Here is a 25862-nt window from a genome sequence, read left to right as displayed (position 1 = left end):
CTCAGCCTCCGGACACGGGCGGGATGAAGGCGACCTCGTCGCCGTCGTGCAGCGCGGTCCCTGTCGGCACGTACTTCGCGTTCACGCTCACGCGCAGCGAATCCAGTCCCAGCGGGAAGGCGTGCCTGCTGCAGAGTTGGTCCCAGAGGCCAGTGGCGTCGCTGAACCCACCCTCGACGTCCTCGCCCGCAACACCCGAAGCATCGCGCAGCACGGCGAAGTAGCGCACATGCACCTTCACGGCCGGGCCTCCTGCCGCACATGCCCCAGCAGCCAGCCCGGCAGTTCGGGCTCGGCGTAGGCAGCGTCCCAGCTGTTGTGGTTCGCCGCGGGATAGAGGGTCATGCGCACATCATCGCCAAGCGACGCCTCGGACCCGCGACGCTGCCGGATCCCCTGCACGATGGCGATCGTGTCCGCCGGATCGACGACATCGTCCTTCAGGCCGTGGAAAGCCCACACCGGCAACCCGGCCACGCGGGACGCCACCGTACGCGCACGACCGTAGCCGCACACGGGCGCCAGGCAGGAGAACAGTTCGGGATGGCGCGCGCCGATCAGCCAGGTGCCGTGCCCGCCCTGCGAGATCCCGGTCAGCGAAATGCGATCGGGGTCGATGTGCCAGTTCGCCTGCACATCGGCGATGGCCGCCAGCACGAGTTCCTCGTGCTCTTCCCACTCCTCGGACTCGGTCGGCTTCTGCGGCATCAGCACCAGGCACGGCCAGCGCCCGGGACGCGCGACCAGCGCGGGCCCCAGCCCCACCGTTGTCTGGCGCACTCCGTCGATGCCGCACTCGCCGGCTCCGTGCAGGAAGACGACCAGTGGCCACGCGCGCGACGGGTCGTAGTCCTCCGGCACGCGCAGGGCCACCCGATGGGCCGTGCCGTCCACGCTGACCTCCCTCATCGTGATGGTGTCGCCGGCGATCCCGTGACCGGCGACCGCCAGGCACCAGGCGCCCACCAGCAGCGCCCACCGCCGGGCAGGCACCGGGACCCGCCTTTCCGTGCTGCCATTGTCCATGCTTCCCGCCTTGCCGGTACTTCCCCGCGCGCGCAAGCGCTTGGCCCCAAGCCGCCTGCCTCTCCGAAGCTAGCACCGCGCAAGGCCGGCAGCCAGTGCCGCCCGGACCGCCGTTGCGCATCGCTTGTGGGGCGGGGCGCCGTTCCCGCATATCATGGGGACGCGCACCCGACCGGCGCCCGGCGCCGGGCCTGACCCTTCGTGGAGGTTGCCGATGTACGCTCCCGGTCCCAGCAACGGCCTGCGCCCCCGCGCGGCCTGGCTCCCGCTGACCCTGTGCCTTCCACTGCTGGCCCTGCTGGCGCTTGTCGGCGGCTGCTCCGACGCCGCCTCGCCGGCCAGGGACGGCGGCAACCGGCTCGATCCGGGCGCCGGCACCTTCGCCTTGAAGGATGTGTCCGTTCCCGGCCCGGACGGCCGCCTGGTCCAGTTGCGCCTCGAGGGCACCGGGCTGGTCACGGACGCGGAGGCCGGCACCGTGGCCCTGACCGTGCAGGTGCGCAACCTGTCGGGCGACGCCGTGAACCCGCCCCTCATCGTCTGGCTCGGCGACCTGCAACCGGCCGAAGTCGCCCCGCTCAATGCCGACCTGGCCTTGCCCGGCGGCGCGCCGAACGACACGACGCGATACGGCTTCGACTACACGGCGCTGCTGGAAGGCGGCCTGTTGCCCGCGGGCGAGGCGACACCCGGAAAGACATGGCTCTTCAGCGACGCGTCGCTGGCCCCGTTCTCCTTCTCCGCGCGCATCGAGACCGGCGTATTCGAAGGGCAGGCGCGCATCGGCGGGCGCCTCTTCTTCGACCTCGACCGCGACGGGCTGGCCGACAACGACGAACCGCCGTACCTGGCCGGGGGCGTTCAGGTGACCGGGCCTGGCGGCACGGTGGCCTGGGCCTCGCCCGGGCGCGACGGCCGGTGGGAAACCGCCGTCGCCGAAGCGGGCCTGTACGAGGTCCTCTTCCAGTCGCTGGAGATGGGTCCGCTGCCGGTGCCGACCACGACGCCCAATCCGCGCAGCGTGGTGCTGACCACCGGAGCCGACGGCGTGCTGCAGGGCTTCCTCGACGCGCATGTCGGCGTGGTGCGCGACTGGACGCCGCCGACCGACGTGATCGGCTTCACGGACCGGCGCCCGATCGACCTGCACCGCGCCTGGTGGATGTTCCTCGGCGCCGAGGTGGAGGGCCCGCGCCTGCGCATGCAGGTCGGGTTCTCCGGCTGCCAGCCGGAACATGAGTTCTCGCTGTGGATGTCGGGCGGCTTCCTGGAATCGATGCCGCCCCGTGCGCACCTGACGCTGGTGCACGAGACCCAGGAAGAGTGCGACGCGGCCTTCACGGCCAGCCCGGAGTTCAACCTGCGGCCGCTCTACGCGATGTACCTGGACCAGTACGGTCCCGGCCCGCTGGTCCTCGTCGTGCACGGGCCCGACGGCTTCACACACGAGATCGCGCTGGCCACGGTGCCGCCCGACTCGCTCGAGGTGCCTGCCGGGGGCTTGCCTGACTGATCCGCGGGAACGACGGCCGACCATGGACGCCGGTTGGCGGGTTCAAGCCCGCGAGCCGGCGTCCTTCTTCTTGAGCACGAGAAGCTCGACCTGCAGGTCGCTGGCGGCAATGCCCCGCAACAGCGAGTGCTCGTAGAAGTACGGCGCCAGGTTGGCCAGCGCCTGCAGCGGCCACAGGTAGCCGAACCGCACGTGGCCCTTCCAGGTCGAATTGGCGGGCCAGAACAGCAGTCGGCGGCGCACGATGCGAAAGCGCGCGTCGGCGTAGAACGACGGCACGTTGTCGCTGTCGGTGAAGTGCTCGAACGTCTCCCAGGTGAAGAACCGGCGGTGCGTCGGGTCGCGGTAGGCCCCGATCGAGTTGAAGTACGGCACCGCCACCGAGACGCGCGCGCCGTCGCGGCAGACGCGCCAGATCTCCTGCATCACCGCGAGCAGGTCGGCCGTGTGCTCCAGGAAGTGCATGGAGTGGATCTCATCCACGCTGTCGTCGGGCAGCGGAAGCGGCTCGCGGTCCAGGTCGCAGACGATATCGACGCCCGGCAGCGCCAGGCGATCGACGCCGGTGAACCCGGCCTTCTTGTTGAGGCCGCAGCCCAGGTCAAGCTTCATTCCACTCCCCGTGTGCGCGTTCAACCCTTAACGCTCCCGAGCGTCAGGCCGGAAACCAGGAACCGGTTCAGCGCCAGGAACAACGCCACCACCGGCAGGCAGACGAGCAGTGAACCGGCCGCGTAGTTGGCCCATTCGGTCTGGTAGGTGGTGAACAGCGACTCCAGCCCCAGCGGCAGCGTCATCAACTCCTGGCTGGCCAGCAGCACGCGGGCGACCATGAACTCGCTCCAGCCGGTCATGAAGCTGAACAGCGCCGTGATGACCAGCGCCGGCGCACTCAGTGGCAGCGTCACCCGGAAGAAGGCGGTGAGCGGCGTGCAGCCGTCGATCAACGCGGCCTCGTTCAGCGCCTCGGGGATGGTGTCGTAGTAGCCCTTCATCGTCCAGATGCAGAACGGCAGGGCGGTCGCCACGTAGGCCACGACCACTCCGGCCAGCGTATCGACCAGGTGCAGCTTGCGCATCAGCAGGTAGAGCGGTAGCAGCAGCATGGTGGCCGGGAACATCTGCGTCATCAGGATGCCCTGCAACACGGCGCCCCGCCCCGCGAACCGCGCGCGCGACAGCGCAAAGCCGCCCAGGCTGGCCAGCGCCACGCCCACCAGCGCCGTGGCCAGCGAAACCAGCAGCGAATTGCCCAGCCAGCGGAAGAACGGCTTCTCGGTCAGCATGATGCGATACGCGTCGAAGGTCGCATTCTCCGGGATCAGTCGCAGTTCGGTCGAGTAGAGCTGGTCACCGGGGCGCAGGCTGATGCCCACGACCTGCAGCACCGGGAACACGGCGAACAGCACCAGCAGCCACACCAGCGCGTGCACCCAGACCATCTCCCACGCCCTGGCGACGCGACGTCCGCGGGCCATCAGTAGACCTCCTGCCGGGCGGCCCTGTTGTAGCCGCGCACGATGAGCATCAGGACCAGGAAGATGAACACGCTGAACGCCGCCGCGTAGCCGTAGCGGTAGTAGAAGAACGCGGCCTTGTAGACGTAGGTCACCAGGATGTGCGTCTTGTCTGCCGGCAGGCCCTGGTCAGTGACCAGCCAGATCACGTTCAGGTTGTTGAACGTCCAGATGGTGCCCAGCACCAGCGCCGGGAGCAGCACGGGCTTCAGCATGGGCAGGGTGATGTTGAAGAAGCGCCGCACGGGACCGGCGCCGTCGATGCGCGCGGCCTCGTAAAGTTCCTGCGGGATGCTCTGCAGGCCGCCCAGCGCAATCACCATGATGAACGGGAATCCCAGCCAGATGTTCGTGATCGTCGGGGCCATGAACGCCCAGAATTCACTGCTGAACCAGGGCACCGGCGACACGCCGACCTGCGACAACAGCTGGTTGATGACCCCGTACTCGACGTTGAACATACCGCGCCAGGTCAGCGCGCTGATGTACTGCGGCATCGCCCAGGGCAGGATCAGCAATGCGCGATAGAGGCCGCGCGCGGGCAGCTTGCGGTTCAGCAGCAGCGCTGCGCCCAGGCCCAGCGTGAAGTGGAACACCAGGTTCACGGCGGTCCAGGCGAACGTCTTGCCGAAGATGCGGTAGAACTCGTTCTCCGCCAGCGCCGACGGCCACTGCGAAAGCGGCCGGGCGAACGGCTCGCCGATCATGCGCGCGATCTTGGCGTAGTGCTCCAGGCCCTGGAACTGCGGATGCTGGAAATGGAACATGTTCCAGTTCGTCAGCGAGATCCAGAGGTTGAAGACGAACGGGTAGGCCACCACTCCCGCCAGCACGAGCAGCGACGGCAGCAGGAACCACAGGGCCAGGGTGCGTTGCCCCTTCATTCGTGCATCACCTCGATCGACTCGCTGGCTCGGGCCTGCATGGCGGCGGCGGCGGCGGCGGGCTCGAGCTCGCCGTTCATCACGCTCTGGTACGAAGGGCGCATGGCATCCCAGACGGCGCGCATCTCCGGCACGATGGGCATCAGGCGGCCGCGCGCGATCTGCTCGCGACTGGCGATCATCAACGGGTCGTCACGCAGTTCCGGCGCCGCGGCGGCCGTCAGGTCGCCCGGCTGCACGCCCAGCTTGCGGGCCAGGTCGAGCTGCACCTCGGGCCCGGTCAGCCAGGACAGCAGCGCCGCCGTGCAATCCCGCGTCGCCGGGTCCAGGTAGCGGTTGATGCTGTAGCACTTCGCCGAGATGAGCGGCGCCGGCCACTTGCCCGTGGCCGAGACCATCGGCAGCGGGGCCAGCTGGATGTCGATGCCGGCGTCACGGTAGCCCTGCCAGCTCCAGGGCCCATTGATGATGTAGGCGGCGCGGCCTTCCTTGAAGATGGTGTCGGCCAGCGGATAGTCGCACTCCAGCGGCACGACGCGCGACTTCTTCAGGTCCGACAGGAAGCCGAGGGCCTGGGCCATGGCCGGCGTATCGAGTGTCGGCCGCGACTGGTCATCCATCACGACGCCGCCGAAGCCGCCCACCCACGGCACCAGCCAGAACGGCTCCAGGATGTTGAAGACCAGGCCGTACTGTTCGGGCTTGCCGTCGCCGTCGCGGTCGATGGTCGCTTTCCGCAGCTGCTCCAGCCAGGTGTCGGTGTCGGTGGCGATGGAGTCGACGAGGGCGCGGTTGGCCACCAGCGTCAAGTGGTTGCCCACCTGGTCGGGCAGTCCCCAGACCCGCCCTTCGAGCACCGGCAGCGCCTCGGGCTGGAAACGGGCGATCTCGGCGGCCGGCAGGAGCTCCTCCACCGGCATCAGCAGGCCCATGATCGAGTAGGGCCCGATCTTGTCGGAGGGGCCATAGACCAGGCTGGGCCCGCCGAAAGCCAGCGCCGCGGTCTGGAACTGGGTCTGCAGGTCCTCGACCCGGTAGTGGACCCGTTCGATGGAAAACCCGGCAAACTCGGGGTGATTCGCCCGGAACTGGACGATGTGCTCGTCGAACAGCTCCTGCTCCTTGGGGTCCATCTGCTCCCAGACGACCACGGAGCGGGCACGGTCCGACCTGGAGCAGCCGGCGAACATGAAAATCAGCGCCAGCGCCGCTGCAACAGGCGCCAGAGCTGCGTGGACCAGGCGCGGGCGCGCGAGGCGCAAAACGGGGTTAACGGTCTTCATGGGGGCGGACGTTACAACGAATCGCGGCCGCCAACAACCTCGCAGGCGCAGGGCGGCTCCCTGATTGTAAATACCGGAGATGTTTCGGGGTTGGGGATTGAATTGGCACCCCCTCATGGCTTACCTTCGCCCGCTATGAACACCAGAATCTGCAAGCGGCGCCCCGCGCCCTCAGCGGCCCCCGGCGGGGGCTTCGTCGTCCTGACCGCGCTCGTCCTCGTGCTGGCCGTCCTGGCCGCCCCCGGAGCGCGGGCCGTTCCCTTCCACACGCCGACCATCGACGGCGTCATCACCGGAAACGGCACCGACTGGGATGCGGCCGACCGGGTGGTGGTTGACCAGGCCGACGACATCACCACGCGCACGGCCAACGTGCGCCGCGTGTGGCTGACGTGGGATGCGACGAACCTCTACCTCGGCCTGACCTACCAGGACTTCGGCGTCGACGAGGCGCTGAGCGTGTACCTGGACCTCGACCGCGGCATCGGCCCGGTGAATGCGGCCGAATTGGACTCGCTCCCGGCCAACGTCTCATTGCCGGCAGGCCACCACATCGACTTCCTGGTCGGCCGGGCCGTGGCCGACGCCTTCCCCGGCGGCAAGCCGCGCGCCTTCCGCGTCACGGGCAGCGACGGCTCCGTGCTGCCGGTGACCAGTTCGATCACGACGGCGCAGGCCTCCAACACGGGAACCGTCGCCCAGGAGAAGGTGCAGTTCCCGTTCTGGCTGAACGGCGAGATCGCCATCCCCTGGACCGTGCTCTATCCCGACCTGGCCGGCGGCGTGCCGACCAACGCCGTGATCAAGGCCTTCGCCTTCATCGGACGCAACGACGCCACGCGCAACGGCATCGACCCGGCTCCCAACAACACCGGCTTCGACGGCGGCACCGGCGCCGTCGCGGTGACCGCCCTGCACGCCTCGGTCATCGACATCGACGGCAACGGCACGCCCGACGCCGCCAACGCCTCCATCGCCGGCACGGCCACGTTGCCGCTCGACGATGGCACCTCGCCACTGACGATCACCGCCGAACTCACCGGCTTCGCGGGCCGCGAGCCCGGGGCACCGCTCAGCAGCGTGACGACCGCTGCCGGCGTTCGCACCTGGACGCTGCCGCGCCTGCCGGCCGGCACCTACCACGTGACGACCAGCGCGACCGGGTACTTCGCCGATGTGGACACGGTTGTGGTGGTTGCCGGCGAGACCGTGACGGGCATCGACCAGACCCTGGTGAAGGCGACAGCCATCCGCGGTACGGTCTCCTTCGCCTCGGGCCCCGGCGGTGCGGGAGCGGTCGAGCTTCGCGGTGCCGGCGGCACCGTCCTCGGCACGCAGGCCTTCACGGCGGCCGGCGGCCCGTTCGTCTTCTATGTCGAGGCCGGCGGCGACTTCACGCTGGCGGCCACCGCGGCCACCTACCTGCCGCTCGAACTGCCGGTCAGCGTGACGACCGGTGTGGACTATGTCGGTGCCGACCTGGCCCTGGTCCGCCAGACGCGCATCGCCGGTTCGATCGGTTTCGCCGAACTGGTCGGCGGGCTCGGCAAGCCGGGCACGATCTGGTTCAGCGACAGTGACGGCACCGAACTGGGGCTGGACGGCTTCGCCTCCACCGGCGGCGACTTCGAGTTCTTCACACCGGTGGGCGGCACGTACAACCTGCGGACCGAGACCTTGCCGCCCGTGTACGTCGAGGTCGATACCACCTTCACCGTCATCGCCGGCCAGGACGTGACCGGCCTTGCCTTCGCCCTCAGCCTCAAGGCGCGGGTCCGCGGCGCGATCGCCCTCGACGGGCCCGACGCCGATGGCATCGGGCGGTTGTGGGACAGCCGTGGCGTCAAGCGCGACTCGCTGTTCTTCGACGCCGCCGGCGACACGTTCGCGTTCTTCCTCGAGCCCGGGGCCTTCCGCCTGGAACTGCAAGCGACCGGATATGTGCCGCGCACGGTGAACTTCAACATCAGCCCCGAGGATACCTCGCTGGGCGACCTGGGCCTGTCCGCGGTGCGGGCCACCCACCTGGTGATCGTTGACGAACCCGGCAACGAACTGCCCGAAGTGCGCGCCACCTACTACCAGCCCGGCGAGGATCCTTTCACGTCGACCCGGGTACTGCTGGCGGCGCGTGACGACGCCGGCCTCGACGACCTGTACGACATCGAAGGCCGCCTGTCGGGTTTCCGCCTCTCGGCCCGCAAGATGGATGACCTTTCACCCCCGACCGGCACGCCTGTCTTCTACAGCGGCCCGACCCAGGCCGAGGTCGATTCGGTCGTTTCGTTCACGGCGGCCCGCGCCCAGTTCTGGATGAGCAACACCTCCGTCGAGGTGCTGCGCGTTTACCTGGCCCAGCCGGCCAAGGCACCGATCGCCGGGCGCATCATCGTCGCCTTCCAGGATCCGCAGCCGGTGACGGTGGTGTTGACCGCCTTCCGCGACACGCTGGTCGCCGGCGGCGTCGACACGCTGCGCATCGAGGCCCAGCTCTACGACTCGGCGCGCAATCTCAGCCTGCTGCCGGACGTGCCGGTCTCGTTCGCGCTGGCCGCCGGCCTGGCCGGTTCGGGCCAGTTCGAATCGGCCACGGTGCTGACCAACGGAGAAGGCCGGGCCACCGCCGTGCTGTCGGCCTTCGGCGCCGGGCCCCTGCACGTGACCGCATCGGTCGTGGTCGAAGGTCGCGCGCTGGAAGTGCGCGGCAACACGCTGGACAGCGGGCTGGATCACCTGCCGGTGACCGTGACACCGGGCGCCACGGCCGGCTGGCGCCTGTCGCTGCCCGCAGCCATCAGCGACCTGGAGTCGCCGCTGGCGGTCACCGCCCTGCCCATCGACACCTGGGGCAACGACACCGCCGAACCGGGCCTGGTGGCGGAATTCAGCGCCGACCCGGGCGCGCGCGGCGGCTTCGCCCCGGCCACGGCGGTCACCGGCATCGACGGCCGGGCCATCGGGACGTTCGTGCCCACAGGCATTGCGGGCTTCGTCACGCTGTCCGCTTCCGGCAGCGGGCTGACCCCGGCCGACACCGGCCTGCAGTTGCGCGACGTCGCCGTGATCCCCGACGCCGCCTGGCCCGACGAACCGGTCGGACGCCGCACCTTCGACACGACCGACCTGACCGCGCTGGTGGTCGACAACGACCCGACCGCCCTGAACCTCGAGATCCCGTTCGTCAGCGCCTGGAACGGCCTGCAGTTGCACGTGATCATCGAGACCGGGTTCGACGCGGCCGGCGGCACCATCGACCCGTTCGTGATGCCGGTCAGCTACTCGCACACCCAGAAGCCCGATTTCGCGCTGACAAGCAAGTACTCGGCCAACGACTACGGCGACTTCCGGCGCTGGAACCCCGCGCAGTCGCGCTGGGAATGGTGGAACGAGGAGACCGGTGCCTACGACCCGAGCGCCGGCTGGAACATCCAGCCCACATGGGTGCGCAAGCTGGCTGATCGCGTGCTCATCCGCGTGCCCTGGGAGCCGTTCGGCGGCGCCCCCGACTCGCTGCGCCTGGAGCTCTACCTCACGCAGGAGGATGGCGTGAAGCGCGCCGCCTTCGACTCGGCGCCCCAGGACTCGACGTTGAACCTGACCTTCGACTACAACGACCCGGCCCCGGGCGACTGGGAAACCGCGCTCGGGCCCTCGGTGCTGCACGCGTGGGGGCCGACCTACGTGGTCAAGAAGGACTTCCCCACGCCGCCGACACTGGCGGAAGCGACGGCGACCCCGCTCGAGCCGACCGCCGGTGAACTTCTCACGGTCTCGATGCTGGTGACCGACGCCGGCGACGGCATCGGCGACGTGCTGGCCGACCTCTCGGCCATGGGCGGCGGCGACGCGGTTCGCCTCTATGACGACGGCCAGACGGGACACGGCGACGCCACGGCCGGCGACGGGCGCTTCAGCAACTCGGTGCTCGTGCCGGTCGGCAACCCCGGCGGCTCGCAGGACCTGATCCTGAGCGCATGGGATGCCGGCAATGCCCTGGCCGCCAGCGCCACGGTGACGATCAACGTGACGGCCATCGTCGAACCGATCATCCAGGTCACCGACGCTGTCGGTGACGACCACGGACCCAACCAGCCGGGCAGCCAGCGCAAGTACGTGACCTACCCGACCAACATCGCGTTCGCGCCGGGCGGCTTCGACCTGACGGGGCTGACCGTGTTCGAGACGGTCGCCGTGGTGGGCGGCGAGTCGGTGCCGATGATCGCCTTCCAGGTCACACTGGCCGACTTCCCCGACCCGAACGATCCGGGCATGGCCGACTGGAGCCCGCTCTACGCCGAGTTGAACATCGAGAAGATCGATATCCTGATCGACAGTGGACCGGGCGGGGCCACCGCCAGCCTGCCCAACCGCGGCGCCGCGTTCCAGCCGTGGGACGCCTGGGACTTCGCCATTATCATGGACGGCTGGTACAAGGCGCTGATCCCCTCGCGCAGCCAGAACACGCTCGATTCCTGGCGCGCGAACGCGTTGCGCACCGACAAGGAGATCCTGCTGCTCGGCGATCCCTCCGCCAACACGGTGACAGCACTGGTGTCGAAGGCCGCGCTCGGCGACCCGACCCCCGAGGCGATCCGGTCGTGGGACATCGCCGTCTGCATGGCGAGCCACGACTTCGGCGGCGAGGAAGTGCTTGGCGGCATCCGCTGGGTCAACGAGGGCCGCAGCGAGTGGAACTTCGGCGGCGGCCAGAACACCGACCGTGACGCCAACCTCGTCGACCTGCTGCTGGTGACCGGCACCGGACGCTCGCCGGGCCTGACGCAGGAAGAGATCCTCGACTACGAGTCACAGCAGGCGCTGGACCGCCTGGCCGACGGCCTGACACCGGTGGCCATCGAGATGTCCCGGTTCGAGGACACGGGCCCGCCCGTCATCGACACCGGCGGCAGGGGATCGGTCGTCACGACGGTGGCGCCGCTCGAAGGTGCACCCCTTTCGCTGGCCTTCCGCATCACCGACGACGACCGCGTCGAGCGCGCCGAGTTCCGCTACCGCGCCACGAATTTCGCCGGCGAAGGCTGGCAGCGCACCGTTCCCCTGGGCTACCTCGGCAACGATGTCTGGGTGGTGGACGTGCTGCCGAGCTTCCTCGACTCGCTCCTGGCCTCGCCCATCGATTCGACGCGGTATCTTGAGTTCGAGATCATGGCCGACGACCCGAACGTTCCCGTGGCGGGCAATATCGAGACGGTTTCGCCGGTGACGACGCTGCAGATCCTGCCGACAGCGACCTGCCGCCTGCAGGCGAAGGCCCTGGACGGCGAGAACATCTCGCTCCTGCAGGTCGACGGCTCGCAGTTGAAGTTGTCGGAGCGCCTGCGGTCGCAGCTCGTGGCCCGCCACCTGGCCCAGGCCTGGACGGGAGGGGCCGTCGCGGCCGACACGATGGGTTCGCGCATCGCGCTGGAATGGGACATCTGCTCCGCGCCTGCGGGCCTCGGCTCGGCCCCGGTCGTCCCGACCGGGCGGGCGCTGGGCGTCTATCGCGGCGTCACTCTCGCGACCACCGACTCCCTCGGCGGACGCCTGCCCTACGACGGCGACGTACCGGGTACGCTGGAGCTGAGCCTGCACTACCCGCAGGCCTGGCTCCCGGCCGGCGCCGACGAGCAGCTCGTGGCGATGTACCAGTACAACGAGGTTGCCGGACGCTGGATCCTGGTCGGCGGCAACGTGACGTCGACCGGCAACAACGTGACGGCCACGATCAGCCGCGCCGGGACGTATGGGCTCTTCCTGACCGAAGCCGTGGCCGCCGTCTCCGACGAGGTGCTGTCCGGCCTCACCGTCTCGCCTAACCCGTTCTCGCCGAACGGCGACGGCCTCTACGACGAGACGAACATCAGCTTCTACCTGAGCCGCGAAGCCACGGTGACCGTCGAGATCTACGACATCACCGGCGTGCGCCGCAACCTCATGACCGAGAACTTCCCCTTCGCGGGCGCCGACCTGAACGATCCGACGCCGCGCCGCGTGGCCGGTCTCATCTGGGACGGCCGCACCGCGAGCGGGGATTACGTGCCGTACGGGATCTACATCCTGCGCGTGATCGCGACCTACAACCAGGCCGGCGGCACGCGAACCATACGCAGCAACCATTCCGTGGCGGTGATCCGATGAGGCGCGCGCACCTGCAAGCAGCGCGGCACTGGGCCGCGGCGGCCCTGGCGGCCCTCGTGGTGGGCGCCGCCGCCGAAGCCCGCGCCGACTTCCGGTTCCTCGGGACCGGCGCCCGGCCCCGGGCCATGGGCTCGGCGTTCGTCTCGCTGGCCGACGATGCCAACGCCGTCTTCTGGAACCCCGCAGGCCTGACGCGCAGCAACCGCGTCGCCCTGATGGCCACCCGCGCCTGGATGTACGACGACGCCGAACTCCGGCACGATTGCCTGGCGGCCGAGCTGCCGAGCTGGGGCGCCTGGCATTTCGGCGCCAGCTGGGTCCGGCTCGGCATCCCGCGCCTCTATTACGAGGACACGATCAACCTGTCCGCAGCCCGCGCCCTGCCGTTCCTGCCCGGCTTGTCGGTCGGGGTTTCGGGCAAGATGTTCCTGCTCTCGGCGCCCGGCTACGAGCGTTACAACGACCCCAACTACAACGGCGGCGACCAGGGCTTCTCGGCCGACCTGGGCCTGCTCTACGACAGCGGCGGGGCCTGGACGCTCGGCGCGACGGTGTACAACCTGCACCAGACCGAGCTGCAACTGCTGGACAACACCTCGGATCCCGACCCGGTCTTCACCGAATGGGCCGCCGGCGGCAGCTGGCTGTTCCGCGACACGCTCCTGGTGACGGCCGACGCAAGGAACCGTGACGGCCAGGTCGAGAACGTCGTCATTCACGGTGGCGCCGAGATCTGGTTCTTCGACGCCCTGGTACTTCGCTCCGGTCTCGACCGCGGGCTGGTCACGATGGGCGCCGGCCTGCAGGACAAGCACTGGGAAGCCGATTTCTGCGTGCAGACCGACCGCAAGCTGGGCAATGTCTACATGCTGTCCTTCACCGTGAGGAACTGAACGTGCGCCTGATGCCCACTCCTGAGCCCCTGCCGTCGCGCCCGCGCGCCCGGCGCCTGGCGGCCGGCCTGATGCTGGGCCTGCTTGCCGCCGCGCCGGCAGGCGCCGCCACGCGTGTCGAGGGCTACTACGAGGCGGAGATCGCCGCCCAAAAGAACGACGGGCGCTGGCACGTCGGTTCGCCCGGCGACAACGGCATGCCGACGCACTTCGCCGAACTGAAGTTCCTGTCGAACCCGAGCGACCGGTTCGAGATCTTCACGCGCTGGTGGGCGCGCTCGAACCGCGACGATGACCGTACGCCCGAGATAGACTACTACCGCCCGCGCTGGATCAACGGCGAGGGGCACCTGAAGCTGCGCCAGCAGAAATCCGAAGCCTATCTCTTCTACCGGCAGAACCGCTTCTACCTCAACGACGAACCGCTGCTGCGCCTGGTCGAGGACGGCAAGCTCAAGAACGACGACTGGGGCCCCAAGGCACAGGGAATACGCTTCGACTTCTGGGACGGCGGCATCCTGGGTGTCCCCAACCTCGGCGGCACGGTCATCGTCAGCGACAACGGCGGCACCTACAGCGACGCCGGCGTGGACGTGCCCAGCGGCGAGAACGCCATCATCGCCCGCGCGCGCCACAAGGGCTGGGGCGGGCGGCTGGAATCCGGTGCGATGTTCCTGCGCAAGGACTGGACCGACACGTCGCTGGAGAACTGGCGCGACCTGACCTCGCTGATGCACAACGATGTGTACTCGGCCGACTTCGCCTTCGTGCCGCGCAACCTCGTGCATCCCGGCCTGCGCCTCGGGCCGCTGAACCTGGAGCAGTCGCGCTGGACCGGCGAGTTCGCCTACAGCCGCCGCCCCTACGGCGAACGGGTGTTCGGCAATTCGCAACGCGATGCCACCGCGCTGGCCCTCGAGGCCCGCGACCTCCACATGGGCGCCCTCACCCTGCACACCTGGTACCGCGATGTCGGCGAGAACTTCCGCGACTACATGGCGGGCCGCTTCGACGAGGGCGGCGACGGCTACAACCGCGTGCAGCGACACGTCGAGGGTATCTGGCTGGTGCCGCGCAAGGCCGTGACGGCCAAGGTCGCCTGGGACGAGTACCGCAAGCACGTGGCCGACCAGCCCGGCGGCGGATTGCGCCCTGCCACGGAATGGTACGGCGAGCTCTACATGGAGTTCGTCAAGGGCTTCAAGGCGCGCTTCGCCTACAAGCAGTGGCATGGCTTCGACGCCTCGACGGAAGTGAACTCCTTCACGACCTATCCCGACTGGTTCGGCGAGGTGTCGGTCGAGAACTTCCTGGCCAAGATCCGCCTGCAGGCGCGCATCCACGACCAGGGCACGTTCCGCGAGGTCACGGCCATGGGCTTCGACATGAACGTGAACCTGACCGAGCGCCTCAAGGGCTACCTGCGCGCCATGAACGTCAACGAGGAAACCGAGGCGCGCAACACGCTGTTCGCCCAGCTGAAGTACGACATCGGCTGGGGCTCGGAGATCTATTTCGAATACGGTGACCCTGGCCAGTCCGACAACCTGGCCTATACCGACTGGTTCGTGAACGAGAGCAACAACGACAACCTGCGCGACCGGTTCAAGCTGCTGCTGAAGGCCTGGTTCTGACGCCGTGCGGCGGGCCCCGGCGCCCGCCAGGGAGCTGACGATGACAGTGAATCGCATGACGGGAAGCCCGCGCCTGTACCGGGCGCTCATTGCCTGCCTGGTCTTGGCGACGACCGTGCTGATAGCTGCGGCGGCAGGCGCCGCCGTGACCGCCGGCGACGGCGGCGTGACCTTCACCTGTCGCGCCCCCGCGGCCGCGGCTGTGTTCGTGGCCGGCGACTTCAACGGCTGGAACGCCACGGCGCAGCCTCTGGTGCGCGGCGATGACGGCCTCTGGAGCGCCACCGTCGCCCTGACTCCCGGCGACCACGAATACAAGTTCGTCGTCGACGGCGCCTGGCAGGAGGACGCCGACAACGCCCGGCGCAAGGCCGACCCGTTCGGCGGCAGCAATTCGCTGGTCAGCGTGGGCAGCGACGGCAAGCCGGTCGCCGATGCCGCCACGGCGCCGGCCGCAGCCGGCACGGCGGCCCCGGCGGCCGCAGCCAACGCGCCGGCCGCCAAGGCTCCTGCCAAGTTCACCGTCGGCCCCCCGCGCGCCGTCGACGGCGGCATCCAGTTCACCTACCACAACCCCGGCGCTGCGCGCGTGACCCTGGCCGGCAGCTTCAACGGCTGGAACGCCGACCAGTTGCCGCTGACGAACGACGGCAAGGGCAACTGGGTCATCATCCATTCGCTGCCGGCGGGCAAGCACGAGTACAAGTTCGTGGCCGACGGCTCCTGGTTCGCCGACGCCGAGAATCCGGAGACGCAGTCCGACCCCTACGGCGGCACCAACTCGCTGGTGACCGTGGGCGCCGACGGCAAGCTGGTCGCGGCCGGCTCCGTCGCCGACTCCGCGCGCCCGGCATCCAACACCCCGCTCAACCCGAAGGTCTACGTGGGCGGCCGGTACCTGACGCGCTTCGAGTTCGCCAAGAACCTGCGGTCGGATGCGCGCTTCCGCCTGCAGCGCCCCTCGCAGTCGGTCGACCTCAACTTCGAGACGAAGATTTCCGACCTGACGGACTCGAGCGTCCGGCTGCGCCTGGACTCCGACGAGGCCATCATCCAGAACAACATCGCGGCCTTCCTGGACGAAGCGGCGCTGACCGTCCACCCGTCCAACTTCATGATGAAGGCCTACTGGAACCAGGAGACGTTTACCGGTGGCGACCTCATGCGCATGGGAGGCGATCTGGACCACCCGGGCACCATCCTGCATGACCACCTGTCCTACGGGAAGGGCAGCGCCGGCGTCCTGTTCGCGGCCGATCCGGCCGGGGTCCACGTCGATGCGTTCTTCGCGAACGTGCACAACCACGACTTCTACAACGACCCCGACCTGTTCGACAACACGGGCGAGGATCGCGTCGGGCTGCGGCTGTCGCGCCGCTACGGCAACTTCGAGCTGGGCGTGCCGCTGTGGGCCGAGCGCTGGCTCATCTGGATGGACTTCGGCACGCGGGTGGGCCTGCCTTCGACGGGCATTCCTGTGCTCGACGAACACCGCGCCAACACCGGCGACTCCAGCACCTGGTACGAGATCGAGAACCACGTCTACAACCTGGGTCTCGACGCCCGCTATCGCACCGGCGAAGCGTGGCTGCTCGGCGTGCAGGGCGTGGCCATCGACCGCAAGCAGCAGTTCGTGACGGGCAACCAGTACGGCCAGAACAACACGAACGGCGCGATGGGCCTGCCCTTCCTGGACCGCACCCAGGTGCGCTTCCAGGTCGAGGCCGCATGGACCCCGCGCGACGGCCTCGACGGCCGGCTGCGCCACCTGTGGGACGCCACCAGCGGCGGCACGGGTGCCGAGCGTGAGATGGCCATTTCGTTCCTGGCTCAGGACGTCGCCAACAAGCAGGTCCAGTACACGGTGTTGCCGAGCCCGGCGGTGGCCACGCTCGATTCCACCGAACTGTCGCTCGACTGGCGTCGCGATGAACGCAGCGTATCGCTGTGGATCCGCCGTTCGAGTGTCGAACTCGACTATGCCGCCATCGGTCGCGACGCGCCCGCGGACACGAACCTGGGCACGCATCGCCGCGACAGCGCCTGGTTCGCCGGCCGCGCCGGCATCGGGCTGCCGAGCGACCCGCGGGGACACGCCGAGCTGGAATGGGGCCTGGCGAGGATCGACCACGGTATCGCCGGCCTGCGGGACCGCACGCTGGAACTGATCCTGCGCTACGACCGCGACCTGACGCGCAGCACCGGCCTGATCGCCGACGTGCGCTGGGTCCACTATCATCGCGAGGCCGCCGGCTCCGAGGACGAGAACCGCGACTTCTTCGCACCATTCCTCGGCGTGCGCTACACGCCCATCCGCAAGCTCGACCTGGTCGCCGCCTGGGGTGTGGACCCGATCGACTACTCGATTGCGTACGGAGGTCGCCAGACCGGCCGCTGGTGGTACCGCCAGCGCTGGCTGTTCGACAATCCGACGGCCACGGCGCTCGACGCCGAGGACCAGCTTGCCAAGGCCCGTGTCGTCACGCTGCGCGCGCAGCTGCAGTTCTAGGAGGATCGTCGATGCGCCCGTCGCACCACGTTCGCGCCCGTCGCCGCACCGCGATGCTGCTCCTGGCAGCGGCCGCACTGCTGGCCCTCGGGGGCTGCAGCTATTCGCGCATCCTGCGCAACCGCCTGCCGACGCCGCACCGCGTCGACGATTTCGAGCACGCGGTGCGCTTCGTCTACGAGGCCCCCCAGGCCCGCCACGTCAACATCTGCGGCAACTGGGACGAGAACGGCTGGTGCGGCACCAAGGCCTCCGGGCGCTTCGACCATGCGGTGGGTTCCATGCAGGACGACGACAAGGACGGCATCTGGGAGATCGTCCTGCCGCTGAAGCCCGGGCGCTACCAGTACAAGTTCGCCATCGACTGGGGCATCCGCTGGGAGCGCGACCAGAACAACCCGCTGGGCGAGGACGATGGCTTCGGCGGGCAGAACTCCATCCTGATCCTGCACTAGGGCGGTGACGCGGCGCGATGATCCCGCGCTGCGCCACCACCGCACAAGCAAGACGAGGCCCGGGTCACCCCGGGCCTCGCTCGTTCGAACCGGTCTTGCCGACGACTACCGGAACATGCTCTTCAGCGCGCCCCAGCTCTCGTCATCCGTGCCGACCGTCGCGCAGGCGCCGATGCCGTCATCCCAGTTGTGGGAAACGGTGGTCTCGGACGCACTCGCGTTGTCGAGGGTGAAGGGACGGTTCGCGACGCTCTCCCAGGTCGAGCAGCCGTCCTTCTTGAACTTGTACTCGAAGTTCAGCGGGATCGGGGTGCCGGCGGGGTACGCGATGCACGCCTGGTACAGGCCCGAGGAGATCTCGGTCATCGCCACGCCCGTGGTCCAACCGGACAGCTCAGGGGTGCTGCCGATGACGCACACGCCGCCGGCCGTGCCGACCGCGTCCACACAGACCTGGAAGCAGATGACCTTGGCTTCGGTCAGCGTCTGGCCGATGCCGCAGCCCAGCGGCAGGTTGTTCCAGCTGTCGGTCGCCAGCGTCACGGCCGTGGTGCCGTCCGTGGGCAGCGCGACAGGGCGGTTGCTGGCGCCCTCCCAGCTGTTGCAGCCGTCCTTCTTGTACTTGTACTCGAAGTTCGGGTTGATGCCGGCGGGGAAGGTGACCACCACGTTGTAGAGATCGCCGCTCACCTGCGTCATGCCCACGCCCGTGCCCCAGCTGCCGATGACACCGGCCGAGCCGATCACGCAGGGCGCGCCGCTGGTGGGCTCGCCGCTCATGCAGATCGTGAACGTCACGGCCACGTCATTGGGCAGCACGTTGGTCACGTTGTAGGTCAGCGGGGCCGTGTTGCCGGCCTGGTCGTTGATCGGGCCGTAGGTCGTCATGTCGCTCAGGTCGGTCACGACGAAGTCGACCGTCACCGTCGCGGCGCCCGCCAGCATGGCCTGCGCCACCTGGCCGGTGTACTCGTCGTTGGCGCCGTTGTCGCCGAGGAAGGCCAGGACGACGCTGTCGCTGCCGCCGAGGCTGTTCGTCACGTTCATCGTGACCTGGATGTCCGCACCCTGGCCCGGCGCGTCGGTCACGCCGCCCTTCCACACCTGCACGTACACGCTGAACGGGCCGGTCGGAACCTGGGCGCTGCCCGCGTTCGGCCAGACGTTCCCGGCCCAGCCGATGGTGGCCAGCGACTGGCCGGCCGCAAGCATCGCCACGGCGATGGTCGCGAGCATGAACAACTTCTTCATGGTTGCCTCCTGAGGGCTTCTGTCCCGGCGCGTGCACATGGTGGCGCTTCCGGGCGACTGACGCAGTGACGGGCGAACCTGGATGCAGGCCTGCCAGCCGAGGGCAGATGCCCGTCGGGGGCGGCGCCGTCGCCGCCCCTTCAGGCATCAGGTCACGTTTTGCCGAGAGAATATTATCACAAATCAGGCAGCAAATGCCATCGGAATCCGCTAATTGAGCAAAATCGCCCCGCTGAGCGCAGGGATGGTGATCTGGATGTCGCCGCCGCGCAGGTCCAGCTTGTCCCCGGTCTTGAAACTCGCCCCCGCGGCCTGCGGGAACAGGTCCGGGCCCACTTCGGCCCGCAGCACCAGGGTCGCCCCCGCGCCGGCCAGGTCCTTCAGCGCCGCCTGCGACAGGGTCAGGGTGACCGGCGACTGCCCGGCATTGAAGGCGGCTACCGCCAGCTTCCCATCCAGTTCCCGCGCAACGAGATAGCCCTTCCCGTTGGTCTCCAGGGCCGTGAACGAGCCCCGCTTGAGCACCGCCGTGTCGCGCCGCAACCGGGTGACCTTGCCGTAGAAGTCGCGCAGGGCCTGCCGCCGCGGGTCGCCCGCATAGCGCCAGTCCATGGGCCGCCGGCAGTCGGGATCCTTGTCGCCGACCATGCCCACCTCGTTGCCGTACCAGATGTGGGGCATCCCGACGTAGGTCATCCCGAACATGGCGCCGAGCATCAGGCGCCGCACGTCGCCGGCGCTCGTCAGGAACCGCACGGTGTCGTGGCTGTCCATCAGGTTCATCATCACCGCGACCGACTGCGGCGGGTACTGGAACCGGCCCGGGCTCAGGCGGGCGTCGAACGAGGCGGCGTCCAGAGAACCCTTGCCGAAGAAGTCCATCACGGGATCGCGGAAGAACTTGTAGTTCATGGTCGAGTCGAAGCACTCGGGCCCGATCCAGCGGCCGGCATTGCCCACAGCTCGCCCACCAGCCAGACATCCTTCTTCACCTTGTCGCAGCGCTCACGGAACAGCTTCCAGAACCAGAACGGCACTTCGTTGGGCACGTCGAGGCGGAAGCCGTCGATTCCGTACTCGCCCAGCCACACGTCGGCTGTCTTCAGCACGTAGTCGACCAGCGGCTGGTTCACGTTTGCCTGCGCAACGTCGGCGACGTTGTTCTCGTCGGCGTTCGGGCGCTTCAGGTCGAAGTTCAGGTTCGGGTGCAGGCCGAATCCCCACCAGCAGTCGTAGTAGTCGCTGGCGTTGAAGTCGCGCGACTTCGGCAGCGGCCAGCGCTTGAACTCGTACCAGTTGTAGTACGGGCTCTGCGGGCCGTTCTCGACCGCGTCACGGAAGGCGAAATGCCAGTTGCCGGTGTGGTTGAAGGCCACGTCGACGACGATGCGGATGCCGCGCTCATGGCAGGCCTTCACGAACGCCTTGAACTCCTCCGGCGTGCCGAAGTGCGGGTCGATCTTCAGGTAGTCGACCGGGTCGTACTTGTGGTTGCTCATGCCCTGGTTGAGGGGGTTGAAGTAGAGCACCGTGACGCCCAGGTCGACCAGGTAGTCCAGCTTCTGCTGGATGCCGGCGATGTCACCGCCGTAGAACGAGAAGTAGTCGGGCTTGCCGTCGGTGCGGTACGGGCTGCGCACCAGGCCGGCGATGTCGTACCAGTCGTCCACCATGTGGAAGTACTCGCCGTTCACCTTGCCCGAAGCGGGCAGCGATGCGGCGCCTTCGTACATCGGCTCCTTGAAGTCCGGGTCGTTCGCCTTGTCGCCGTTGGCGAAGCGCTCGGGGAAGATCTGGTAGACGATGCCGTCCTTGGCCCAATCGGGCGTCAGGAACGGCGTGTGGTCGGCGGCCCGGTAGGCGAAGGCCACGGGCGCCGCCGCGGTCATGCCGCGCGCGCCGAAGAACTCGCGGTGGTCGCCGTCATGATAGGCGATCACGTACTGCAGGACGTCGTCGGGCTTGCCCAGCTTCACCGTGGCGCGGTAGTACTGGAACGAGGCGTCCTTCTCGGCAGGCTTCATCGCGATGCTCGTCCTGCTCTCGCCCGGCGTCCAGGCGCCCGAACCGACGTTGTAGTGCACGACCACCTTGTCGACGTCGCCCAGGTGGGCGCGCGCCGTCAGCACCACCTCGGTCGGCGAGACCGGGTTGCAGGTCGAGTAGTCGAACACCGGCTCGAGGTCGTCGCTGAAGATCTTCGCGTCGCCCAGCCCGATGCTGATGGTGGCGAACGAACCGTCGACCTTCAGCACGGAATTCTTGCCGCCGAAGCCGTCATCGGTCGCCTCGGCGTTGTTCGGGTCCTGCTTCCAGTTGCCGTCGACCACGAACTTGTACTGGTAGGTGCCCTGGGCCAGCAGCAGCGTCACCGTGTAGGTGCCGTCCTTGTCGGCGTCGAGCATGGGCGTCTTCGAGTCGTTCCAGTCGTTGAAGGTGCCGGCCAGGAAGACGTTGGTCACGCCGGAAATGACGGGCGTGAAGGCGAATTCCACCGAGCGCAGCTCGCCGTCACCGGCTGCCGCAGCGCCACCCGCCGCCGCACCGACGGCGCCGGGCACGCCGCCCGCCGCGGCATCGACCTTGTCCTTGCCCGCGGGTACCTTTACCAGCGAGTTCTTGCCGCCGAAGCCGTCGTCGCTCGCATTCGCGTTGAGCGGATCGGCCAGCCAGTTGCCGTCGACCACGAACTTGTACTGGTAGCTGCCCGGGGCCAGGTCCAGCGTCAGCGTCCAGTTGCCGTCCTTGTTGGTCATCGGATTGGCCGCGTCGCTCCAGCCGTTGAATTCGCCGGCCAGGCACACCTTCGCGGCGCCGGGCGCCGCATGCGCGAACGTCACGGCGCACTTGCCGCCGGCAGCTGCCGGGGCTGCGGGCGCAGGCTTCGCGGCCGGCGTCGCCGTCGCCGCCGCAGGAGCGGCCACAGCGCCGCCGGCGCCGACCTTCATGATGGAGTTGTTGCCGCCGAAGCCGTCGGGCGCCGCCTCGGGGTTCTTGTCGTCCTGCTTCCAGTTGCCGTCGACGACGAATTTGTACTGGTAGCTGCCCGGGGCCAGGTCGAGCGCCAGCGTCCAGGCGCCGCCGTCGTTCGTCATCGGGTTGGCCGCGTCGCTCCAGCCGTTGAATTCGCCCGCCAGGCACACCTTGCCGGCGCCGGGGGCGTCGCAACGGAACATGACCGGCACCTTGCCGCCCGCCGCCGGCACGGCCGCAGCTGGGGCAGCTGCCGCCGCAGGCGCCGCCGCGCCGCCGCCGACCTTCACGGCCGCCTGTCCGGCAGCCACCGTGATGACCGAGTTGTTGCCGCCGAAGCCATCGGCCGCCGCCTCGGGATTGGCGGGATCCTGCTTCCAGTTGCCGTCAACGACGAACTTGTACTGGTAGGTGCCGGGCGCCAGCTCCAGTGTCAGCGACCAGTTGCCGCCGTCGTTCACCAGGGGATTGGCGGCATCGCTCCAGCCGTTGAATTCGCCGGCCAGGCACACCTTGCCGGCACCGGGCGCATTGTGGCTGAACGTGACCTGGGCGGACCAGGCGGCGCCGGCCAGGCCGCACAACAGGGCGGCCAGCAGGACGGCGACGGACGCAGAACGGGGCATCACGCGCATGGGATGGGCTCCTGGAAACTGGGGATGTTCCGCCGCGGCAAAGGATGAGGCCGTCGGCACGGCGACATTATCGCGCCGCCGGATGCGAATCAAGGCGGGGACTGGGCAGCGCCCGACTCGCCCTGTCCAGTATCGCCGGTATATGTTACACTTGGTACGATATTTTGCCCGTGCCCGGCACGGTTACCCCAAGAACACCAGGCGCGCCCGGCCGGCCGGCCCGCTTCCCGGAGGATCCCGATGCCCCGGCAGTCCGCCCGTTTCGCGCCGGCAACCCGCCCGGCCGTTGCCATCCCGCGCGCGCTGGCCCTGCTGCTGGCGGCAAGCCTGCTGGCGGGCTGCGGCACGGGGCCCGAACCGGCAATGCCCGTGGCGCCGGCGCCGAACGTCGTCGACGATGGCCTGGCCAAGGTCCGCACCGACACCTTCACGCTCTCGGCCTACGCAGTGGACTCGGTGCACATGGCCGGCACGCTCAACAACTGGGCCTCGGCCGATGCCGCCTGGCAGCTGACGCTGCAGCCTGACGGCAGCACCTGGCGCCTGATCAAGACCGTGGCCGACGGCATGCACTACTACAAGTTCGTCGTGCGCAAGGGCGCGCAGACGCTGTGGCTGACCGACCCTTCGGCCCGCGAGGTGGCGCCCGACGGCTTCAACAGCAATCCCGCCTTCTGGAATGCCGTTCGCGGGCGCGTGTTCGCGCGGCCCCGCGTACTGCCTGAGCCCATCGAACGCTCGCGCCTGGTCATCTACGAGATCGCGCCGAACGACTTCAGCACCACCGGCACGTTCGCCGGCGCGCAGGCCGGCCTGATGTCCGGCGCCTCGCTCGTGGAACTGGGCGTCAACGCGGTCGAGTTCATGCCTGTCACGGCGCCTTCGTACAACGGCTGGGGCTACGACCCCGTGCTCCAGTTCGCGCCCAACCCGAGCTACGGCAACCCGGCCAACTTCGCCGGCCTGGTCGACGCCATGCACGCGCAGGGCATCGCCGTCATCCTCGACGCCGTGGTCAACCACATGAGTGGCAGTTCGCCGCTGCGCCAGCTGGACGATTTCGCCGGCGGCAACCACTTCACGACCACCGAGAGCAATCCCTGGGGTCTGGTCGAACTGAACTGGGCCGACCCGGCCCTGAAGGCCCATATCCTGGCCTCGCTGTGCCACTGGGTCGATGCCTACCGCGTGGACGGCTTCCGCTTCGACTATATCGGCGGCGAGCCCGCCACGACCTGGGACTGGCTGAAGAACGAACTGCGGGCGCGCTACCCGAACCTGCTGCTGATCGCCGAGGACTTCACGCCCGCGGCGTTCGGCAACTCGGTCACCCACGGCTGGGATGCGCAGTGGGGCGGCAACCACACCGACAGCTGGGGCGGCGGCGGCAACAACTTCAACCAGGTGCTGATCACGGCCCTGACCGAGCGCGGCTTCGCCGACCGCGGCTCCACCACGCCCACGGTGGGCGCCTGGGGCCCGGCCTACAACAACATGTGGGCGCTGGCGAACGTGATCTCGGGCAACAGCGGCTATGCCGGTGCGACGCCCGGCGACGGCTTCAGCGACATCAAGTACCTGGAGAGCCACGACGAGAACCGCGTCGTCTGGTCGGTCAACACCAACGGTTCGGCGGGTGCGCAGGCGATCGGCGGGCTGACCAAGGCGCGCCTCGGCGCCATCGTCTCGCTCACCTCGGTGGGCGTTCCCATGCTCTACAACGGCCAGGAGATCGGCTCGGGCGAACTGCGTCCGGCCGGAACCTCGACCTACAAGATCAACTGGGCGGCCGGCGACGCTTCGCTGCGCCTGGCCTACCGCCGGCTGATCGACCTGCGGCTCAATCGCCCCGCGCTGCGCAGCGAGCACGTCTTCTTCCCGTGGCGCAGCGGCAACCTCGACCAGGTCGAGTACACGCTCACCTACTGGCGCGGCACTACCGCCACGGCGGGCGCCGCCGAAGTGGTCGTAGCCTGCAACTTCGACCACTCGCCGCACACCTGGAACGTGAGCTTTCCCGCCAGCGGCAGCTGGGTGAAATACGACCTCACGGCCGGCAACGTCGAGACCGAGACGATCTCGGGCGCCATGCGACCGACCACGCTCCCGGCCTCCACGGCCCTGTTGTGGCTCAAGGCCGACGGCAGCAGCGGCGTGCCGCAATAGGCAGCGCGCCGCCGCGTGGTCAGTCCTGCAGGCCCGAGGTGAATCCCTCGCGATACGACGGGTACCTCGGCCGCCAGCCGGTGGCCGCCAGCGCGGCATTGACGACCCGCTGGTTCGAGCGCGTCGGCAGGCCTTCGCCGGAAAAGTCGAGCGATGCCGGGTCGATGCCGCGCGCCGCCGCGCACCACCGCGCGATCGCGGCTGCCGTTTCCGGCGCGCCGTCGGCGACGTTGAGCACGCGCGGCCCCCCGGCGTAACCCAGGCTGCCCGTGATCGCCGCGACGATGTCGTCCCGATGCGCAAAGTTCACCCAGTACTCGCCCCGCAACGGCAGCAGCCCCGGTTGCGCGAAGCGTGCCCGCGGGTCGCGCCCCGGCCCGTAGATCCCCGCCACCCTCAGCACCGTGATGCCGGACAGGCCCGCGCCGAGCAGGACGTCCTCCGCGGCGACCAGCGCGCGATTGCCGGGACCGTCGCCGGCGCGCGGCGTCGACTCATCGACAGGGACACCGTCGCGCCCCCCGTACACGCCGGTGCTCGACGTGTAGACCACGGCCCTCGCGCCACGGGCCCGGGCCAGGGCGACGGCGGCTCGCGCTGCGGGCGGATAGGTGGCCTCGTAGGAGTCGCCGCCGCCGCCCGGTGCCACGGCCAGGATCACGGCGTCGAGCGCTTCCGGCAGGCCCATGGGACTTCCGTACGTCGAGGATCCCGACGACAGGTCGCCGACCACCGGCGTGATACCCGCGCCCGCCGCCCGCGGTGACCGGCTCACCGTCCAGACGGCGGCGCCCGCCGCCACGCACGCGCGCGCCGCGGCCATCCCGATGTAGCCTGCCCCGAGCACCGCGATGCGCGAGCCCGGACCGGGGACGTTGCTGCCGGAACGTTCCATGATTTCCCGTGTTTCCCGGAAGATGTGCCTGTTTGCAAAGCCGGCGAACCACCGAGCCGGCAATATACGAGGTTGTCGCCGGCATCG

At 68.9% G+C, this 25862-nt stretch carries 17 protein-coding genes; 7 read left to right on the top strand and 10 right to left on the bottom strand.

From position 1 onward, the window contains the following. Position 1: 1 nt before the first annotated feature. Both IPG61_14590 and IPG61_14585 read right to left on the bottom strand, forming a co-directional pair. On the bottom strand, positions 2–241 hold the full coding sequence (locus tag IPG61_14590) for a MoaD/ThiS family protein (protein MBK6735276.1): 240 nt from the start codon (positions 239–241) through the stop codon (positions 2–4). Beyond that, positions 238–1026, bottom strand: a complete 789-nt coding sequence (locus IPG61_14585) for a phospholipase (GenBank protein ID MBK6735275.1) — start codon at positions 1024–1026, stop codon at positions 238–240. Before IPG61_14585 ends, IPG61_14590 begins: the two co-directional genes overlap by 4 nt. Positions 1027–1240: 214 nt before the next feature. On the opposite strand from IPG61_14585, the gene IPG61_14580 reads away from it, so the two are divergent. Further along, positions 1241–2539 (top strand): hypothetical protein, encoded by a 1299-nt coding sequence (locus IPG61_14580; GenBank protein ID MBK6735274.1) that lies wholly within the window; start codon positions 1241–1243, stop codon positions 2537–2539. A 42-nt stretch (positions 2540–2581) separates the two neighbouring features. Here IPG61_14580 and IPG61_14575 read toward each other — a convergent pair whose 3' ends face one another. The 4 genes from IPG61_14575 to IPG61_14560 are packed head-to-tail and all read right to left on the bottom strand — an operon-like array spanning position 2582 to position 6223. Beyond that, a complete protein-coding gene (locus IPG61_14575) occupies positions 2582–3151 on the bottom strand; it encodes a class I SAM-dependent methyltransferase (protein MBK6735273.1) in 570 nt (189 codons plus the stop codon). 20 nt (positions 3152–3171) lie between these two features. Beyond that, positions 3172–4017, bottom strand: coding sequence for a sugar ABC transporter permease (locus tag IPG61_14570; protein MBK6735272.1), 846 nt, complete (start codon positions 4015–4017; stop codon positions 3172–3174). Further along, the gene (locus tag IPG61_14565) at positions 4017–4940 is read right to left on the bottom strand and encodes a sugar ABC transporter permease (GenBank protein MBK6735271.1); all 924 of its coding nucleotides are present in this window, start codon (positions 4938–4940) and stop codon (positions 4017–4019) included. The genes IPG61_14570 and IPG61_14565 overlap by 1 nt, the downstream gene beginning before the upstream one ends. After that, positions 4937–6223: an extracellular solute-binding protein gene (locus tag IPG61_14560; GenBank protein MBK6735270.1), complete on the bottom strand. Its 1287-nt coding sequence runs from the start codon at positions 6221–6223 to the stop codon at positions 4937–4939. The genes IPG61_14565 and IPG61_14560 overlap by 4 nt, the downstream gene beginning before the upstream one ends. 135 nt (positions 6224–6358) lie before the next feature. On the opposite strand from IPG61_14560, the gene IPG61_14555 reads away from it, so the two are divergent. Genes IPG61_14555 through IPG61_14535 form a run of 5 tightly spaced genes read left to right on the top strand, consistent with a single transcriptional unit; the run spans position 6359 to position 17855 of the window. Next, positions 6359–12364 carry a hypothetical protein gene (locus IPG61_14555; protein ID MBK6735269.1) on the top strand — a complete coding sequence of 2002 codons (6006 nt, stop codon included), beginning with the start codon at positions 6359–6361 and terminating at the stop codon, positions 12362–12364. Then, positions 12361–13257: a hypothetical protein gene (locus tag IPG61_14550; protein MBK6735268.1), complete on the top strand. Its 897-nt coding sequence runs from the start codon at positions 12361–12363 to the stop codon at positions 13255–13257. Before IPG61_14555 ends, IPG61_14550 begins: the two co-directional genes overlap by 4 nt. Positions 13258–13268: 11 nt before the next feature. Beyond that, positions 13269–14891: a hypothetical protein gene (locus IPG61_14545; protein MBK6735267.1), complete on the top strand. Its 1623-nt coding sequence runs from the start codon at positions 13269–13271 to the stop codon at positions 14889–14891. 40 nt (positions 14892–14931) lie between these two features. Further along, the gene (locus IPG61_14540; protein ID MBK6735266.1) at positions 14932–17400 is read left to right on the top strand and encodes a glycogen-binding domain-containing protein; all 2469 of its coding nucleotides are present in this window, start codon (positions 14932–14934) and stop codon (positions 17398–17400) included. Positions 17401–17411: 11 nt separating this feature from the next. After that, the gene (locus tag IPG61_14535; GenBank protein ID MBK6735265.1) at positions 17412–17855 is read left to right on the top strand and encodes a hypothetical protein; all 444 of its coding nucleotides are present in this window, start codon (positions 17412–17414) and stop codon (positions 17853–17855) included. Between the two features lie 105 nt (positions 17856–17960). On the opposite strand, the gene IPG61_14530 is transcribed toward IPG61_14535, so the two are convergent. The 3 genes from IPG61_14530 to IPG61_14520 all read right to left on the bottom strand — a co-directional run bounded on the left by IPG61_14530 (position 17961) and on the right by IPG61_14520 (position 22714). Further along, on the bottom strand, positions 17961–19106 hold the full coding sequence (locus tag IPG61_14530) for a hypothetical protein (protein ID MBK6735264.1): 1146 nt from the start codon (positions 19104–19106) through the stop codon (positions 17961–17963). 210 nt (positions 19107–19316) lie between these two features. Next, positions 19317–20066, bottom strand: coding sequence for a hypothetical protein (locus IPG61_14525; GenBank protein ID MBK6735263.1), 750 nt, complete (start codon positions 20064–20066; stop codon positions 19317–19319). Continuing rightward, the gene (locus tag IPG61_14520) at positions 20015–22714 is read right to left on the bottom strand and encodes an alpha amylase N-terminal ig-like domain-containing protein (protein ID MBK6735262.1); all 2700 of its coding nucleotides are present in this window, start codon (positions 22712–22714) and stop codon (positions 20015–20017) included. Before IPG61_14520 ends, IPG61_14525 begins: the two co-directional genes overlap by 52 nt. 240 nt (positions 22715–22954) lie before the next feature. On the opposite strand from IPG61_14520, the gene IPG61_14515 reads away from it, so the two are divergent. Next, a complete protein-coding gene (locus IPG61_14515) occupies positions 22955–24880 on the top strand; it encodes a hypothetical protein (GenBank protein ID MBK6735261.1) in 1926 nt (641 codons plus the stop codon). 19 nt (positions 24881–24899) lie between these two features. Here IPG61_14515 and IPG61_14510 read toward each other — a convergent pair whose 3' ends face one another. Further along, positions 24900–25775, bottom strand: a complete 876-nt coding sequence (locus IPG61_14510) for an NAD-dependent epimerase/dehydratase family protein (protein ID MBK6735260.1) — start codon at positions 25773–25775, stop codon at positions 24900–24902. Positions 25776–25862 lie beyond the last annotated feature (87 nt).

It is taken from the genome of bacterium, assembly GCA_016703265.1.
Classification (GTDB): Bacteria; Krumholzibacteriota; Krumholzibacteriia; order LZORAL124-64-63; family LZORAL124-64-63; genus CAINDZ01.
The sequence above is the reverse complement of the archived record's forward strand: the minus strand, read 5'-3'. Positions and strand labels throughout refer to the sequence as shown.

Bases quoted from the DNA above. Each gene is read 5' to 3' on its own strand.
- IPG61_14565 (MBK6735271.1), bottom strand. From the start codon at position 4,940: ATGAAGGGGCAACGCACCCTGGCCCTGTGGTTCCTGCTGCCGTCGCTG.
- IPG61_14555 (MBK6735269.1), top strand. From the start codon at position 6,359: ATGAACACCAGAATCTGCAAGCGGCGCCCCGCGCCCTCAGCGGCCCCC.
- IPG61_14580 (MBK6735274.1), top strand. From the start codon at position 1,241: ATGTACGCTCCCGGTCCCAGCAACGGCCTGCGCCCCCGCGCGGCCTGG.
- IPG61_14545 (MBK6735267.1), top strand. From the start codon at position 13,269: ATGCCCACTCCTGAGCCCCTGCCGTCGCGCCCGCGCGCCCGGCGCCTG.
- IPG61_14550 (MBK6735268.1), top strand. From the start codon at position 12,361: ATGAGGCGCGCGCACCTGCAAGCAGCGCGGCACTGGGCCGCGGCGGCC.
- IPG61_14560 (MBK6735270.1), bottom strand. From the start codon at position 6,223: ATGAAGACCGTTAACCCCGTTTTGCGCCTCGCGCGCCCGCGCCTGGTC.
- IPG61_14570 (MBK6735272.1), bottom strand. From the start codon at position 4,017: ATGGCCCGCGGACGTCGCGTCGCCAGGGCGTGGGAGATGGTCTGGGTG.
- IPG61_14510 (MBK6735260.1), bottom strand. From the start codon at position 25,775: ATGGAACGTTCCGGCAGCAACGTCCCCGGTCCGGGCTCGCGCATCGCG.
- IPG61_14530 (MBK6735264.1), bottom strand. From the start codon at position 19,106: ATGAAGAAGTTGTTCATGCTCGCGACCATCGCCGTGGCGATGCTTGCG.
- IPG61_14535 (MBK6735265.1), top strand. From the start codon at position 17,412: ATGCGCCCGTCGCACCACGTTCGCGCCCGTCGCCGCACCGCGATGCTG.
- IPG61_14520 (MBK6735262.1), bottom strand. From the start codon at position 22,714: ATGCGCGTGATGCCCCGTTCTGCGTCCGTCGCCGTCCTGCTGGCCGCC.
- IPG61_14575 (MBK6735273.1), bottom strand. From the start codon at position 3,151: ATGAAGCTTGACCTGGGCTGCGGCCTCAACAAGAAGGCCGGGTTCACC.
- IPG61_14515 (MBK6735261.1), top strand. From the start codon at position 22,955: ATGCCCCGGCAGTCCGCCCGTTTCGCGCCGGCAACCCGCCCGGCCGTT.
- IPG61_14540 (MBK6735266.1), top strand. From the start codon at position 14,932: ATGACAGTGAATCGCATGACGGGAAGCCCGCGCCTGTACCGGGCGCTC.
- IPG61_14585 (MBK6735275.1), bottom strand. From the start codon at position 1,026: ATGGACAATGGCAGCACGGAAAGGCGGGTCCCGGTGCCTGCCCGGCGG.